This window comes from Pandoraea anapnoica (assembly GCF_902459765.1).
Classification (GTDB): Bacteria; Pseudomonadota; Gammaproteobacteria; order Burkholderiales; family Burkholderiaceae; genus Pandoraea; species Pandoraea anapnoica.
Genome location: NZ_CABPSP010000001.1, coordinates 321,564 through 333,693, shown reverse-complemented (window position 1 = coordinate 333,693; position 12,130 = coordinate 321,564). Strand labels below are relative to the sequence as shown.

The window sequence follows — 12,130 nt, the reverse complement described above, 5'->3', positions numbered from 1 at the left end:
CGCATGGTCGAGAAGTCTCAAATTGCGTCGCGCCCGGCGATACGCCGCGCCGACGCATCGAAATTCATTCGTGCGGCCGCCCTCGTGGTGGCCTGCACGGCGAGCGTCATCGCGACAGGATGTGCCAGCCTCACGCCGCCGACACCTGTTGAGCCGAGCGCGGGCGCAACCGTCGAACACTATCGCGGCCGTTTCTCGGTGCGCTACGAGCAGAACGGCGAAGCACGCAACACGTACGGCAATTTCGACTGGCAGCAGAACGGCGAGAACGCCACCGTCCAACTGCTCGACCCGCTGGGTCAGACGCAAGCGATTGTGCGCGAAAATCCGCGAAGTGCCTCGCTGGAACTGCCGGGCAAGGCACCGCTCACCGGGCCTCGTCTTGAAGATGTGATGCACGATGCGCTCGGCTTCGCGCTGCCTGTCGGCGGTCTGCGTTACTGGCTTCGTATGCAGGGTGCGCCGGGGTCGCAGGCGAGCATCGAACGCGATCCGCAGACGCAGCGCCCCACCCACCTGAAGCAGGACGGCTGGACTATCGACTATCAGGCATATTTCGACGGCACACCGTTGCGCGTCAAACGTGTCGATCTGTCACGCGATCTCGACGGCTCGCCGCTCGCCGTGCGACTCGTAATCGACGAATAAGCCCGCGCCCGATGCCCCCTCCCCTTCACAGTCTTCCGTTTTTGCCCCGCCATGTACGAAATTCTGCGTGACTGCCCGGCCCCGGCCAAGTTGAACCTGTTCCTGCACATCGTCGGACAACGGCCTAATGGGTATCACGAACTGCAAACCGTCTTTCAACTGATCGACTGGGCCGACACGCTGCATTTCGAGCGCCGCGACGACGGACAGATCGTTCATACGAATCCGCTGCCCGGCGTGCCGCCGGAGACCGATCTGACGGTGCGCGCCGCGCGCCTGCTGCAAGAACACTGCGGCGTGCGCTTCGGCGTGGATATCGGCATCGAGAAGCGTCTGCCGGCCGGTGGCGGCATTGGCGGCGGCAGCTCGGACGCGGCGACAACACTGCTCGCGCTCAACCGCATGTGGCAACTCGATCTGCCGCGCGAGACTCTCCAGACACTGGCCCTCAAACTGGGTGCGGACGTGCCGTTCTTCGTTTTCGGCCGCAATGCCTTCGCAGAAGGACTCGGCGAAGAGCTGCACGCCGTGGATCTGCCGCAGCGCCACTTCCTCGTGGTGAACCCGCGCGTGCACGTCGCGACCAACAAAATATTTACGGATCCCCTGTTGACAAGGGATACGAAGATCGTCACAATGGCGTTCTTTCTTGAGCACGCCAACAAAAACGTGTTCGAAACGGATGAAATCTTCCGTAACGACATGCAGGCGGTTGTCACTCGAGAATACGCGGAAGTCGCTGCTGTGATTGACTGGTTCAGAACCTTCACCACAGCACGCATGACGGGATCCGGCGCTAGCGTGTTTGGTGTATTCGACACAAAAGCAGATGCGGAAGCGGCATGCAAGCGATTGCCAGAGCGCTGGATGGGTCAAGTGACCACTAGCCTGGCCGAACATCCAATGTTCGCGTTCGCGTAAAAGAGTTTTTACTTTGTTGCGTTTCCTACAACGCAGCGAAGGTATCGGTTAGTGTAGGGGAGTCGCCAAGTTGGTTAAGGCACCGGATTTTGATTCCGGCATACGAGGGTTCGAGTCCTTCCTCCCCTGCCAATTTCTTCTGTCGTAAAGTCTCAGCATCCAATCGTCCCGCAGGTAGCCAGATGAGTAGTGATAACCTGATGGTATTCACCGGGAACGCCAATCCCGCCCTGGCCCAAGCGGTCGTCGACACCCTCGGTATCCCGCTTGGCAAAGCCATGGCCAGCCGGTTCTCGGATGGTGAGATTCAAGTCGAAATTCAGGAAAACGTGCGCGGCAAGGACGTCTTTGTCCTCCAGTCGACGTGCGCTCCGACCAACGACAATCTGATGGAACTGATGATCATGGTCGACGCGCTCAAGCGCGCTTCTGCCGGCCGGATCACCGCTGCCATCCCGTATTTCGGCTATGCCCGTCAGGATCGTCGCCCCCGCTCGGCGCGCGTGGCGATCTCGGCGAAGGTCGTAGCTAACATGCTGCAAATCGCAGGCGTCGAACGCATCATCACGATGGACCTGCACGCCGACCAGATTCAGGGCTTCTTCGATATCCCGGTCGACAACATCTACGCTTCGCCGCTGCTGCTGCAAGACGTGCGTGCGCAGAACCACGAAAACCTGCTGGTGGTGTCGCCCGACGTCGGCGGCGTGGTCCGTGCCCGTGCCCTCGCCAAGCAACTGCATTGCGATCTGGCCATCATCGACAAGCGTCGTCCGAAGGCCAACGTCGCTGAAGTGATGAACATCATCGGTGAAGTCGAAGGCCGTACCTGCGTCATCATGGACGACATGGTCGACACCGCCGGTACGCTGTGCAAGGCCGCACAAGTGCTGAAGGAACGTGGCGCGAAGAAGGTGTATGCCTACTGTACGCACCCGGTGCTTTCGGGCGGTGCCGCAGCGCGCATCAACGCCTCGGAGCTGGATGAAGTGGTCGTCACCGACACGATCCCGCTGCGCGACGACTCGAAGGGCGGCAAGATTCGCCAACTGAGCTGCGCGAACCTGCTGGCCGAGACGTTCTCGCGTATCCGTCGCGGCGACTCGGTGATGTCGCTGTTCGCGGAATAAGCGTTCGGTATAATTTTGCGACGGCGCCTGTGTGGCGCCGTTGTTATGTCGGCGGGGAGCCTATCCCCGCCTTTGTCGTTCCTGAAACCCGTGTTTTTCGACGGAAAAATCAGGAAGAAATCGCTGCCTGGTCGCGGGCAGTTCAAGGAGTTGTTATGAAAGTCGTCGCTTTTGAGCGTAATCTGCAAGGTACGGGTGCGAGCCGCCGCCTGCGCAATGCCGGCAAGACCGCGGGCATCGTGTACGGTGGTAACGTTGATCCGCAACTGATCGAGCTGGATCACAATGCCCTGTGGCACGCCCTCCGCAAGGAAGCTTTCCACTCGTCGATTCTCGAGCTGGAAGTGGCTGGCAAGACCGAACAAGTGCTGCTGCGCGATGTGCAGTACCACCCGTTCAAGCAACTGGTTCTGCACGTTGACTTCCAACGTGTCGACGCGAACAAGCCGATCCACGTCAAGGTGCCCCTGCACTTCCTGGGCGCAGAAAACGCCCCGGCCGTGAAGCTGGCTTCGAACGTGATCAGCCACACCCTGAACGATCTGGACGTTAGCTGCCTGCCGGGCAAGCTGCCGGAATTCCTGGAAGTCGACCTGTCGACGCTGGAAGCTGGCAAGACGGTTCACGCCAAGGACGTCAAGCTGCCCGCCGGCGTGACGCTGACGCTGCACGTCGAGCAAGAAAACCCGGTGGTGGCACAAGCCGTTCAACCGGCTGGCGCTGCTGCTGACGAAGCGGCTGCTTCGGCTGAAGGCGAAACGCCGGCTGCCTAAGCCTCGTTCGCTAGCTTTCAGCGGCGACGCTGGACGCAAGACCCGCCGCGACATCATGTCCGGCGGGTTTTTTTATGGCGGTGCGCATGCCACGATGGTGCGTGCCAAGATCCTGATACCGAAATGATCAAGCTGATCGTAGGGCTCGGCAATCCGGGCGCCGAATACACAGCGACGCGTCACAACGCGGGCTTCTGGTTCGTCGACGCGCTGGCGCAGCAATGCGGCGCATCGCTCACCAACCAGAAGAACTTTCACGGCTTCGCCGCGCGTGCACGCGTGGCTGGACAGGAAGTGTGGCTGCTGGAGCCACAGACGTTCATGAACCGCTCGGGGCAGTCGGTCGTGGCACTCGCTCGCTTCTACAAGATTCTGCCGGACGAAATCCTCGTCGTGCATGACGAACTCGATCTGTTGCCCGGCACCGTCAAGCTCAAGCGTGGCGGTGGCAGCGGTGGGCACAACGGCCTCAAGGATATTGCCGCGCATCTGACGACGCCCGAATTCTGGCGCCTGCGTCTGGGCATCGGACACCCGCGTACGCTGCAACCGGCCGGCAGCCAGCAGCAAGTCGTGGACTTCGTGCTCAAGCCACCGCGCAAGGAAGAGCAGGAACAGATCGACGACGCCATGTCGCGATCGCTCGACATCGTCGACCTGGTCGTCAAGGGTGAGATGGAAAAAGCGATGATGCGTCTGCACGCGACGCCGGGGAAGTGAACCGGCCGGTGAGATCTGGAATCGCTGGCGAAGCAGGATGAGCGGTCAGGTGCCGCTCATGCCGCGCCTGGCGCTCAGGCCATTCAGGCTGACTTGGCCGCTTGCAGATGGGTGTACTTTTCCAGCAGTTGCGTGGGCGTCTCGACATGCTCCGGATTGATGGGAATGCACTCCACCGGACACACCTGCACACACTGCGGTTCGTCGAAGTGTCCGACACACTCCGTGCATTTGTTCGGATCGATCTCATAGATCTCGACCCCCATCGAAATTGCGTCGTTCGGGCACTCAGGCTCGCACACGTCGCAATTGATGCATTCGTCGGTAATCATCAGTGCCACTGTTGACTCGCTTTCCTCTGGCCGTTCATTGACTTGCATGAACCCCGGCGAACGGCAGCCGTGACGGTTCCTGGAACAATCCCTCGATTATACGAAAGTTAGCGGGTGTCCACCTGGCGTCGCCGCGCCGGACGCCGTGATGCACCTCGTTTCGCACCCCGCGTCATGCACCGGTTCGTCCACGGACCGTCCCACTTTGGTGCACAACGCACCGCTGGGCGGAGTGCATGTACATGCACGAGCGCGCGTCAGTCCTGCGCACCGCCCCGTTTCGACTTCCAGGCTATCGCCGTCAACGCTCCCAACCGGCTGGCACGGTTAGTGCTTTATCACTGAACACTACTGGTCGTACCAGTTCGACCGCTGTGAGCTGCGTGCGTTATCGCGTATGCAACCCCGTTTTCACGTCATCGTCGTTGATAAAGCCAAGGAGTTCGAGTCATGTCTGCGTTCCTTCATCAAGCCGGTCGTCGCCGGATGCTGCAAGCGGTTGTCGTTGCATCGCTGGGAGGTCTCGCAGGCCTCGCCCATGCCGATGCCCTCCAGACCATCGCCAAGACCGGTGTCATCCGCATTGCCATCCCGCAAGACTTCCCGCCGTTCGGCTCGATCGGCACCGACCTCAAGGTGCACGGCTACGACATCGACATGGCAGAGCTGATCGGCAAGGAGATCGGCGCAAAAGTCGAACTGGTGCCGGTCATCAGCACGAACCGTATCGCTTATCTGACGACGGGCAAAGTCGACGTCGTCATTTCGTCGCTCGGCAAGAATGCGGAGCGCGAGAAGGCGATCGATTTCACGAAGGCGTACGCGCCGTTCCCGAAGAGTGTTTATGGTCCGCAAGACATTGCGATCAAGGTGCCCGCCGACCTCGCCAACAAAACCATTGCGGTGACGCGCGGCTCGACGGAGGATCTCGCACTGACCGCCGTCGCACCACCGAGCGCGAACATCAAGCGATATGAGGACAACAACGCCACGGCGGCGTCGTATCTCGCCGGTCAGGTTCAGCTCGTGACGCTGGGCAACATCGTGGCGAACGCCGTACGCGAGAAGAGCAAACAGCGCGCCTTCGATCTGAAATTCCCGGTTGAAGAAACGCCGTGCTACATCGGTGTTGGCAAAGGTGAAACGGCGATGGTGGCAAAGCTGAACGCTATCATCGACAAGGCAAAGGCCGATGGTCGGCTGAACGCGATGTCCGTCAAGTGGATGCAGGCACCGTTGCCGCAGGGATTCTGATGCACAGCGCGGACGAATGCACGGCCAGACCGTCGCTTCGATTCGCGGCCTGAATCGCAACGCGATGCGCCGCTTAAGTAATCGGACTTAAGTAATTGCGCTTAAACATGTCCGCAACAAAAAACCCCGCAGTGTCGAAACACGCTGCGGGGTTTTTGCTGACGTCACGCGAAACAACCGGTAACGACGTACGCCTGCTCAGCTCTTCGGCGTCATTTCGCCGACTTTCGTAACCAGCCACTTTTCAACGGACGGGAACACGAACTTGCTGACGTCGCCACCCAGTTGGGCGATCTCGCGCACGATGGTGCCCGAGATGAACTGGTATTGGTCGGACGGCGTCATGAACATCGTCTCGACGTCGGGCAGCAGGTAGCGGTTCATACCCGCCATCTGGAACTCGTACTCGAAGTCGGACACAGCGCGCAGCCCGCGCACGATCACGCGCGCCTGATGCTTGCGCACGAAGTCTTTGAGCAGGCCGGAAAAGCCTTCGACGCTCACGTTCGGATAGTGACCGAGCACTTCGCGCGCGATGTCGATCCGCTCTTCGAGCGAAAAGAACGGCTTCTTGTTTCGGCTGTCGGCCACTCCGACCACGAGCTTGTCGAAGATGCCCGCCGCACGGCGGACCAGATCCTCATGGCCTCGGGTCAACGGGTCGAACGTCCCCGGATAGATCGCCACTACCATGCCAACGTCTCCTCGCGGCTGGGGACCGCTGCTGCGTACTTATTCATTGTGGTCTCTAGGTTTTCGGAATCGATTCAAGCAAATGATAATGCACCGCTCCGGCTTTCGCCCGGCGCAAGCACACGAGGCCCAGCTCGGCGAGCGCATCGTCCTCCAGGGGGACGTCCGACTCGGCATAGATCACGCCGTTCGGCGCGAGCAGACGGGCGGCGGGCGCCAGCAGATCGTTCAGCCAGCCACTCGCGAACGGCGGATCGAGGAAAATGACATCGAAAACCCCGGGCGAGAGTGTGGTTATCAGGCGTCTGGCGTCCGCCTGCACGATCTCGATCTGATTGGCGTCGAGTTTGGCCTGATTCGCGCGCAACTGACGAATGGCCGGCGCGGCGGACTCGACCAGCAATACCCGCTGCGCGCCGCGCGAAGCGGCTTCGAAACCAAGCGCACCGCTGCCCGCGAAGGCGTCGAGGCACTGCATGCCCGTCAGGTCCTGCCCGAGCCAGTTGAACAGCGTCTCTCGCACACGATCGGGGGTCGGGCGCAGACCGTCTCCCGGCGGCACCGGCAGCGGCGTGCGCTTCCACTGACCGCCGATGATACGGACCTGCTGCGGCGCGCCGCGCGCCACGTTACCTGCACCGGACTTCATGGTGTCCTCCGCAATACGGTTTGACTGGGGGCACCGCTGACGGTGGAAAAATGGGGGCGCGCGCGTCGTTGCGCACGCAGAGAATCCAAAATCATGACAATTCACGCTACATTGTTGAGGCGAAACATACCACATCGCCCGAGCCTTATGCCCCATAGGCCATGCCCCATAAGGGATGGCGGCGCGCGGCGATGCACAAATCCCGGCAGGTGAACGCCCACTTTTGCGACGCAGTCCCAACGTTGGTTCATCGCTTAACCACCGTTGTTGCCCGGCCACGCGACAGGAGACCGCAGATCCGCCATGACCGATGCAGCCATCGAGGTAACCGAGCTATGCAAGGCCTATGATGGCCGCCCCGTGGTCGATCACCTGTCGCTGCGCGTCGCGCCGGGCGAGTGCTTCGGCCTGCTGGGGCCCAACGGCGCGGGCAAGACGACCACGTTACGCATGCTGCTGGGCCTCGTCACGCCCGACGCCGGAGAGATCCGGCTCGGCGGCTTGCCCGTCCCGAAACTCGCTCCGGAAGCGCGACGCCGCGTCGGCGTCGTGCCGCAGTTCGACAATCTGGACCCCGACTTCACGGTGCGCGAGAACCTGGCGGTCTTCGGACGTTATTTCGGACTCGCCTCGGCCGATATCAAGGAACGCGTTCCCGCGCTGCTGGCGTTCGCCCGTCTCGAATCGAAGGCGAATGCTCGCGTCGCCCAGCTCTCGGGCGGCATGAAGCGACGCCTCACGCTCGCCCGCGCCCTCATCAACAATCCCGACGTGCTCGTGCTCGACGAGCCGACGACCGGACTCGATCCCCAGGCCCGGCATCTGATCTGGGAACGGCTGAAATCGCTGATGAACGAGGGCAAGACGATTCTGCTCACCACGCACTTCATGGAGGAAGCCGAGCGACTGTGCCATCGGCTTTGCGTGATCGACGCCGGACGCAAGATCGCCGAAGGTACTCCGCCGGAACTCGTGGCGCGCGAAATCGGGTGCGATGTCGTGGAAGTCTTCGGCGACGTTCCGCACGCCCTGCTCGCCAGCCTCGCGCCGTTCGCCGAGCGCATCGAAACCAGCGGCGAAACCCACTTCTGTTACGTTCGCGACGCCGCGCCGGTCGTGAATGCCTTGCAGGACCAGCCGGGGGTGCGGTATCTGCATCGTCGGGCCAATCTGGAGGATGTCTTTCTCAAGCTAACGGGACGGGAGATGCGCGATGACTGAGCACCACATGTCGGCAGATGCGCCTCGCTACCTGCCGGGCGTCACGCCGTGGATGGGTGTCTGGCGACGCAACTTTCTGGTCTGGCGCAAGCTCGCGATTGCCTCGATGTTCGGCAATCTCGCAGACCCGATGATCTACCTCTTCGGGCTGGGCTTCGGTCTCGGCATGATGGTCGGCAATGTCGACGGCACTTCGTACATCGCGTTTCTCGCAGCGGGCACCGTCGGCTCCAGCGTGATGTTCTCGGCGAGCTTCGAATCGATGTATTCGGGCTTCTCTCGCATGCATGTGCAACGCACCTGGGAGGCGCTGATGCATACCCCGCTGACGCTGGGCGACATCGTACTCGGCGAGGTCGTCTGGGCCGCCAGCAAAGCCGTGCTCTCGGGCGTTGCGATTCTGCTGGTCGCGAGCGTGCTCGGATACGCGCGCATCGACAGTCTCGCTGTGGTCCTGCCTGCCGTTTTGCTCGCGGGGCTGGCGTTCGCCAGTCTTGCCATGGTGATGACGGCGCTCGCACCGAGCTACGACTTCTTCATGTTCTACCAGACGCTCGTGATGACGCCGATGTTGCTGCTCTCCGGCGTGTTCTTCCCGTTGTCGCAACTACCGGCGGCGGCACGTCACGTGACGGAATGGTTACCGCTCGCGCATGCGGTCGCGCTGATTCGTCCTGCCATGCTGGGGCGCGCCATCGACCTGCCGTGGCTGCATGTGAGCGCACTTGTGGTCTACACCGTCGTCGGCTTCTGTGTCGCGCTGGCGCTGTTGCGTCGCCGGATACTTCGCTAGCATTCGCGAGCGAATCCGACACGTCGGCCGCAAAGCAAAACGGCACCGGAAATCCCGGTGCCGTTTTTTCAGACGTGATCAGACGTGCGAACTACACGCTGTCGTCACTTCACAGGCTTGCTCGCTGTCGGCGTAGCGCTCGGTGCGGTCGCGCCTGCGCTCGCCCCACCGAACACATCGCTCGGCCCGACGACGACAGTCACGAGGCGATCCGGCTGCACGTGACGCGCAAACGCGTCCTTCACCTGCGCCGCCGTCACGGCCTCGACCTTGGCGGTCCATGTGTCGAGGTAGTCGAGCGGGAGGTTGTAGAAGCCGATGGCCGCCACGTTCGCCAGCAGTTTGCGGTTGCTGTCCAGACGCAGCGGGAAACCGTTGGTCAGGTTGTCCTTCGCTGCCTGCATTTCCTCGGCAGTGGGGCCGTCCTCAACGAATCGGGCCAGCGTTTCACGCACGACCTTGAGCGCTTCGGGCGCTTGCTCGCGACGCGTCTGCAAGTTGATCTCGAACGGACCCTCCTGCAACTGCGGCACGAAGCCACTCGATACGCCGTACGTCAGACCGCGCTTCTCACGCACTTCCGCAGTCAGACGCGACACGAAGCCGCCGCCGCCCAGCACGTAGTTCCCCACGAGCAACGGGAAGTAGTCGGGATCGCTGCGCGCCATCGACGCCTGCCCGGTCGCGATGTGTGCCTGCTCGGCGGGATGCGGCAGATCGATCTGCACCGCGCTGCGCAGCGCCGCCACCGGCGGCATCGTGGGCGGCGTAACGCCGACAGGCATCGCGTCCGTCAACTGGGCGACAAGCTTCTCGGCCTGCGCGCGGTCGATGTCGCCAACGATGGAAACGACCGCCCGCTTCGGGCTGTACATATCACGATAGAAGCGCATCAGATCGTCGCGCTTCACGGCGTTGACGCTCGCCACGGTCGGCGTTACGCCATACGGATGGCTGCCGTATATCGCGCTTCGAAAGGCCTTCTCGGCAATCGCCTCAGGCTTCGTATCCGATTCGGCTATCGCGGACGACAGACGCGCCGTTTCGCGCTTGAGCACAACATCGGGGAACGTCGGATGTTGCAGGAATTGCGCCAGCGTACTCACGGCCGCATCACGCTCGGCCGCCGACGACAGCGTGCGGATGGTGACGGTCGCCGCGTCGCGTCCGGCGCTCGTCGCTTCCATCGCGCCCACGTCAGCGAAACGGTCGGCAATCTGCGCCTCGCTCAGCGCGGGACGCCCGTCTGCGGCCGCCGCGCCAGCGTCGAGCAACCCGGCCGTCAGCAACGCCAGCCCCGACTTGCCCTTCGGGTCGTAGCGGCTGCCTGCATCGAAATCGATGTTCACGTCGATCATCGGGATCGAACGGCTCTCCACCAGCATCACCTTGGCACCAGACGGCGCGACCCAGGTCTGGATCGGCAGCGCGGCGCCGGCCGTGAGCGGCAGACAGGCCGCCAGCGCGCCAGCGGCTGCGCAAGCCATGACACCCGTTCGCGCGGGCACGGAGAACGCACGCAACAGTGCGGATATTTTCATCATCGTGTGTGGCCCTCTCAGCGCATGTTCTTCAGGTCTTGCGCCCCTTGGGCGCGGCGCTTGCGTGTCGCCTCGTCGATCGGCTGAGGCACGAGCGTGGCAACCGTCAGCGATTCGTCGCCGAAGTATTTACCCGCCACCGCCTGCACCTGCGCGGGCGTGACTGCCTTCACCTTTTCAAGCATGCGATCGATCTGACGCCACGAAATGCCCGACATCTCGTTCAGCCCGATTTCCATCGCCTGACCGAACACCGAGTCGCGCTTGTAGATCTGCGACGCCACCACCTGCGCCTTCACGCGCTTAAGCTCGGCCTCCGTCACACCGTGTGCTGCGATGTCGGCGATCTGCGCACGCAAGGCCTTTTCGATCTGCTCCGGCGTCTTCCCCTGCGCAGGGGTCGCGTCCATGATGAAGAACTGCGGGCCGCGGCCCACACCGTCGTAGCTCGCGCCGACGTCGTTCGCAATGCGCTGCTCGCGCACCAGACGGCTGGTCAGACGCGCGTTGCCGTACCCGTCGAGCACGGCGGAGAGCACCTGCAACGCGTAGACGTCGTCGTCCTTCTCGACATCGTTCAGACGCGGCGCACGCCACGCAAGCATCACGTTCGGGTTCTCGGCCGGTGCTTTCACGAACACGCGGCGCACGCCCATCTGCGCCGGTTCGTTCTGCGGGCGACGTTCCGGCAGCGTGTGCGACTTGATCGGGCCGTAGTACTTCTCGGCAAGCGCCTTGACCTGTGCGGGGTCGACATCACCGCTCACCACGACCACGGCGTTGTTCGGCGCATACCAGCGCTCGTACCAGTCGCGCGTATCCTGCACGGTCATGTGCTGGAGATCGTCCATCCAGCCGACGATCGGGCGACGATACGGATTCGCCACGAGCGCGGTAGCCATCAATTGCTCATAGAGCAGCGCGCGCGGCTGGTCGTCCGTGCGCAGACGACGCTCCTCCATCACCACCTGAATCTCTTTCGCGAACTCGTCGGCGGAGAGCGTCAGATTCGCCATGCGATCGGCTTCGAGACGCATCATTTCCGGCAGACGCGACTTCTCCGTCTGCTCGAAGTAACCGGTGTAGTCCTTGCTCGTGAAAGCGTTCTCGCGCCCGCCGAGGGCGGCGACCTGACGGGAGAACTGTCCCGCGCCAACGGTCTTGGTGCCCTTGAACATCATGTGCTCAAGCGCGTGGGCGACGCCGGTGGTGCCGTTGAACTCGTCGAGCGACCCAGCGCGGTACCAGACCACGTGGGCGACCGTCGGTGCCCGGTGGTCTTCGCGCACGATCAGCCGCAGACCGTTCGAGAGCGTGAATTCCGAAGTGTTATCCGTTGTCTTGCTGCCGCCGGTGTCAGCGGCGTGGCCCAGGCTCATTACACCCGCCAGTGCCAGTCCGGCCAAGGCGTGTCGCCAGCGCATGGTTCCCGTCATGGATCCCCTTTCGCCCATC

General features: G+C 62.5%; 14 protein-coding genes and 1 tRNA gene. 9 read left to right on the top strand and 6 right to left on the bottom strand.

Translation table 11 applies throughout. The features are described 5' to 3' along the window. Positions 1-3: 3 nt before the first annotated feature. Positions 4-648 carry an outer membrane lipoprotein LolB gene (locus PAN31117_RS01635; protein ID WP_150736639.1) on the top strand — a complete coding sequence of 215 codons (645 nt, stop codon included), beginning with the start codon at positions 4-6 and terminating at the stop codon, positions 646-648. On the opposite strand, the gene PAN31117_RS27395 is transcribed toward PAN31117_RS01635, so the two are convergent. Then, positions 595-867 (bottom strand): hypothetical protein, encoded by a 273-nt coding sequence (locus PAN31117_RS27395; RefSeq protein ID WP_246188894.1) that lies wholly within the window; start codon positions 865-867, stop codon positions 595-597. The two genes, PAN31117_RS01635 and PAN31117_RS27395, sit on opposite strands and share 54 nt — an antisense overlap. Between PAN31117_RS27395 and ispE the strand changes: the two genes are divergently transcribed. The 5 genes from ispE (at position 751) to pth (ending at position 4,192) form a co-directional block, all read left to right on the top strand. Further along, complete coding sequence (ispE, locus tag PAN31117_RS01630; RefSeq protein ID WP_246188887.1) at positions 751-1,569, top strand: 4-(cytidine 5'-diphospho)-2-C-methyl-D-erythritol kinase; 819 nt, start codon at positions 751-753, stop codon at positions 1,567-1,569. The two genes, PAN31117_RS27395 and ispE, sit on opposite strands and share 117 nt — an antisense overlap. A gap of 55 nt (positions 1,570-1,624) precedes the next feature. Further along, positions 1,625-1,701, top strand: a tRNA-Gln gene (locus tag PAN31117_RS01625). Between the two features lie 50 nt (positions 1,702-1,751). Continuing rightward, complete coding sequence (locus tag PAN31117_RS01620; RefSeq protein ID WP_039395490.1) at positions 1,752-2,699, top strand: ribose-phosphate pyrophosphokinase; 948 nt, start codon at positions 1,752-1,754, stop codon at positions 2,697-2,699. A 155-nt stretch (positions 2,700-2,854) separates the two neighbouring features. Then, positions 2,855-3,472 carry a 50S ribosomal protein L25/general stress protein Ctc gene (locus PAN31117_RS01615; RefSeq protein ID WP_150736638.1) on the top strand — a complete coding sequence of 206 codons (618 nt, stop codon included), beginning with the start codon at positions 2,855-2,857 and terminating at the stop codon, positions 3,470-3,472. 123 nt (positions 3,473-3,595) lie between these two features. After that, positions 3,596-4,192 (top strand): aminoacyl-tRNA hydrolase, encoded by a 597-nt coding sequence (gene pth, locus PAN31117_RS01610; RefSeq protein ID WP_150736637.1) that lies wholly within the window; start codon positions 3,596-3,598, stop codon positions 4,190-4,192. A gap of 83 nt (positions 4,193-4,275) precedes the next feature. Here the strand turns inward: pth and PAN31117_RS01605 are convergent, their stop codons facing one another. Next, on the bottom strand, positions 4,276-4,533 hold the full coding sequence (locus PAN31117_RS01605; RefSeq protein ID WP_039395480.1) for a YfhL family 4Fe-4S dicluster ferredoxin: 258 nt from the start codon (positions 4,531-4,533) through the stop codon (positions 4,276-4,278). A gap of 477 nt (positions 4,534-5,010) precedes the next feature. Here PAN31117_RS01605 and PAN31117_RS01600 point away from each other — a divergent pair, with 477 nt between their 5' ends. Next, positions 5,011-5,778 carry a transporter substrate-binding domain-containing protein gene (locus PAN31117_RS01600; protein ID WP_370855716.1) on the top strand — a complete coding sequence of 256 codons (768 nt, stop codon included), beginning with the start codon at positions 5,011-5,013 and terminating at the stop codon, positions 5,776-5,778. A 198-nt stretch (positions 5,779-5,976) separates the two neighbouring features. Here the strand turns inward: PAN31117_RS01600 and coaD are convergent, their stop codons facing one another. Then, positions 5,977-6,471 carry a pantetheine-phosphate adenylyltransferase gene (coaD, locus tag PAN31117_RS01595; protein WP_150575378.1) on the bottom strand — a complete coding sequence of 165 codons (495 nt, stop codon included), beginning with the start codon at positions 6,469-6,471 and terminating at the stop codon, positions 5,977-5,979. Between the two features lie 55 nt (positions 6,472-6,526). After that, on the bottom strand, positions 6,527-7,120 hold the full coding sequence (rsmD, locus tag PAN31117_RS01590) for a 16S rRNA (guanine(966)-N(2))-methyltransferase RsmD (protein ID WP_150736635.1): 594 nt from the start codon (positions 7,118-7,120) through the stop codon (positions 6,527-6,529). Positions 7,121-7,423: 303 nt separating this feature from the next. Between rsmD and nodI the strand changes: the two genes are divergently transcribed. Then, the gene (gene nodI / locus PAN31117_RS01585; protein WP_150736634.1) at positions 7,424-8,341 is read left to right on the top strand and encodes a nodulation factor ABC transporter ATP-binding protein NodI; all 918 of its coding nucleotides are present in this window, start codon (positions 7,424-7,426) and stop codon (positions 8,339-8,341) included. Next, positions 8,334-9,134, top strand: coding sequence for an ABC transporter permease (locus tag PAN31117_RS01580; RefSeq protein WP_246188865.1), 801 nt, complete (start codon positions 8,334-8,336; stop codon positions 9,132-9,134). Before nodI ends, PAN31117_RS01580 begins: the two co-directional genes overlap by 8 nt. A gap of 104 nt (positions 9,135-9,238) precedes the next feature. On the opposite strand, the gene PAN31117_RS01575 is transcribed toward PAN31117_RS01580, so the two are convergent. Together PAN31117_RS01575 and PAN31117_RS01570 are read right to left on the bottom strand one after the other, a co-directional pair. Next, positions 9,239-10,678, bottom strand: a complete 1,440-nt coding sequence (locus PAN31117_RS01575; RefSeq protein WP_150736633.1) for a M16 family metallopeptidase — start codon at positions 10,676-10,678, stop codon at positions 9,239-9,241. A 14-nt stretch (positions 10,679-10,692) separates the two neighbouring features. After that, a complete protein-coding gene (locus PAN31117_RS01570) occupies positions 10,693-12,111 on the bottom strand; it encodes a M16 family metallopeptidase (RefSeq protein WP_150736632.1) in 1,419 nt (472 codons plus the stop codon). Between the last annotated feature and the right edge of the window lie 19 nt (positions 12,112-12,130).

Excerpts from the sequence above, each read along its gene's own strand:
- PAN31117_RS01635 (WP_150736639.1), top strand. The coding sequence starts at position 4 with ATGGTCGAGAAGTCTCAAATTGCGTCGCGCCCGGCGATACGCCGCGCC.
- PAN31117_RS27395 (WP_246188894.1), bottom strand. The coding sequence starts at position 867 with ATGAACGATCTGTCCGTCGTCGCGGCGCTCGAAATGCAGCGTGTCGGC.
- PAN31117_RS01620 (WP_039395490.1), top strand. The coding sequence starts at position 1,752 with ATGAGTAGTGATAACCTGATGGTATTCACCGGGAACGCCAATCCCGCC.
- PAN31117_RS01615 (WP_150736638.1), top strand. The coding sequence starts at position 2,855 with ATGAAAGTCGTCGCTTTTGAGCGTAATCTGCAAGGTACGGGTGCGAGC.
- pth (WP_150736637.1), top strand. The coding sequence starts at position 3,596 with ATGATCAAGCTGATCGTAGGGCTCGGCAATCCGGGCGCCGAATACACA.
- PAN31117_RS01600 (WP_370855716.1), top strand. The coding sequence starts at position 5,011 with ATGCTGCAAGCGGTTGTCGTTGCATCGCTGGGAGGTCTCGCAGGCCTC.
- coaD (WP_150575378.1), bottom strand. The coding sequence starts at position 6,471 with ATGGTAGTGGCGATCTATCCGGGGACGTTCGACCCGTTGACCCGAGGC.
- rsmD (WP_150736635.1), bottom strand. The coding sequence starts at position 7,120 with ATGAAGTCCGGTGCAGGTAACGTGGCGCGCGGCGCGCCGCAGCAGGTC.
- nodI (WP_150736634.1), top strand. The coding sequence starts at position 7,424 with ATGACCGATGCAGCCATCGAGGTAACCGAGCTATGCAAGGCCTATGAT.
- PAN31117_RS01580 (WP_246188865.1), top strand. The coding sequence starts at position 8,334 with ATGACTGAGCACCACATGTCGGCAGATGCGCCTCGCTACCTGCCGGGC.
- PAN31117_RS01575 (WP_150736633.1), bottom strand. The coding sequence starts at position 10,678 with ATGATGAAAATATCCGCACTGTTGCGTGCGTTCTCCGTGCCCGCGCGA.
- PAN31117_RS01570 (WP_150736632.1), bottom strand. The coding sequence starts at position 12,111 with ATGACGGGAACCATGCGCTGGCGACACGCCTTGGCCGGACTGGCACTG.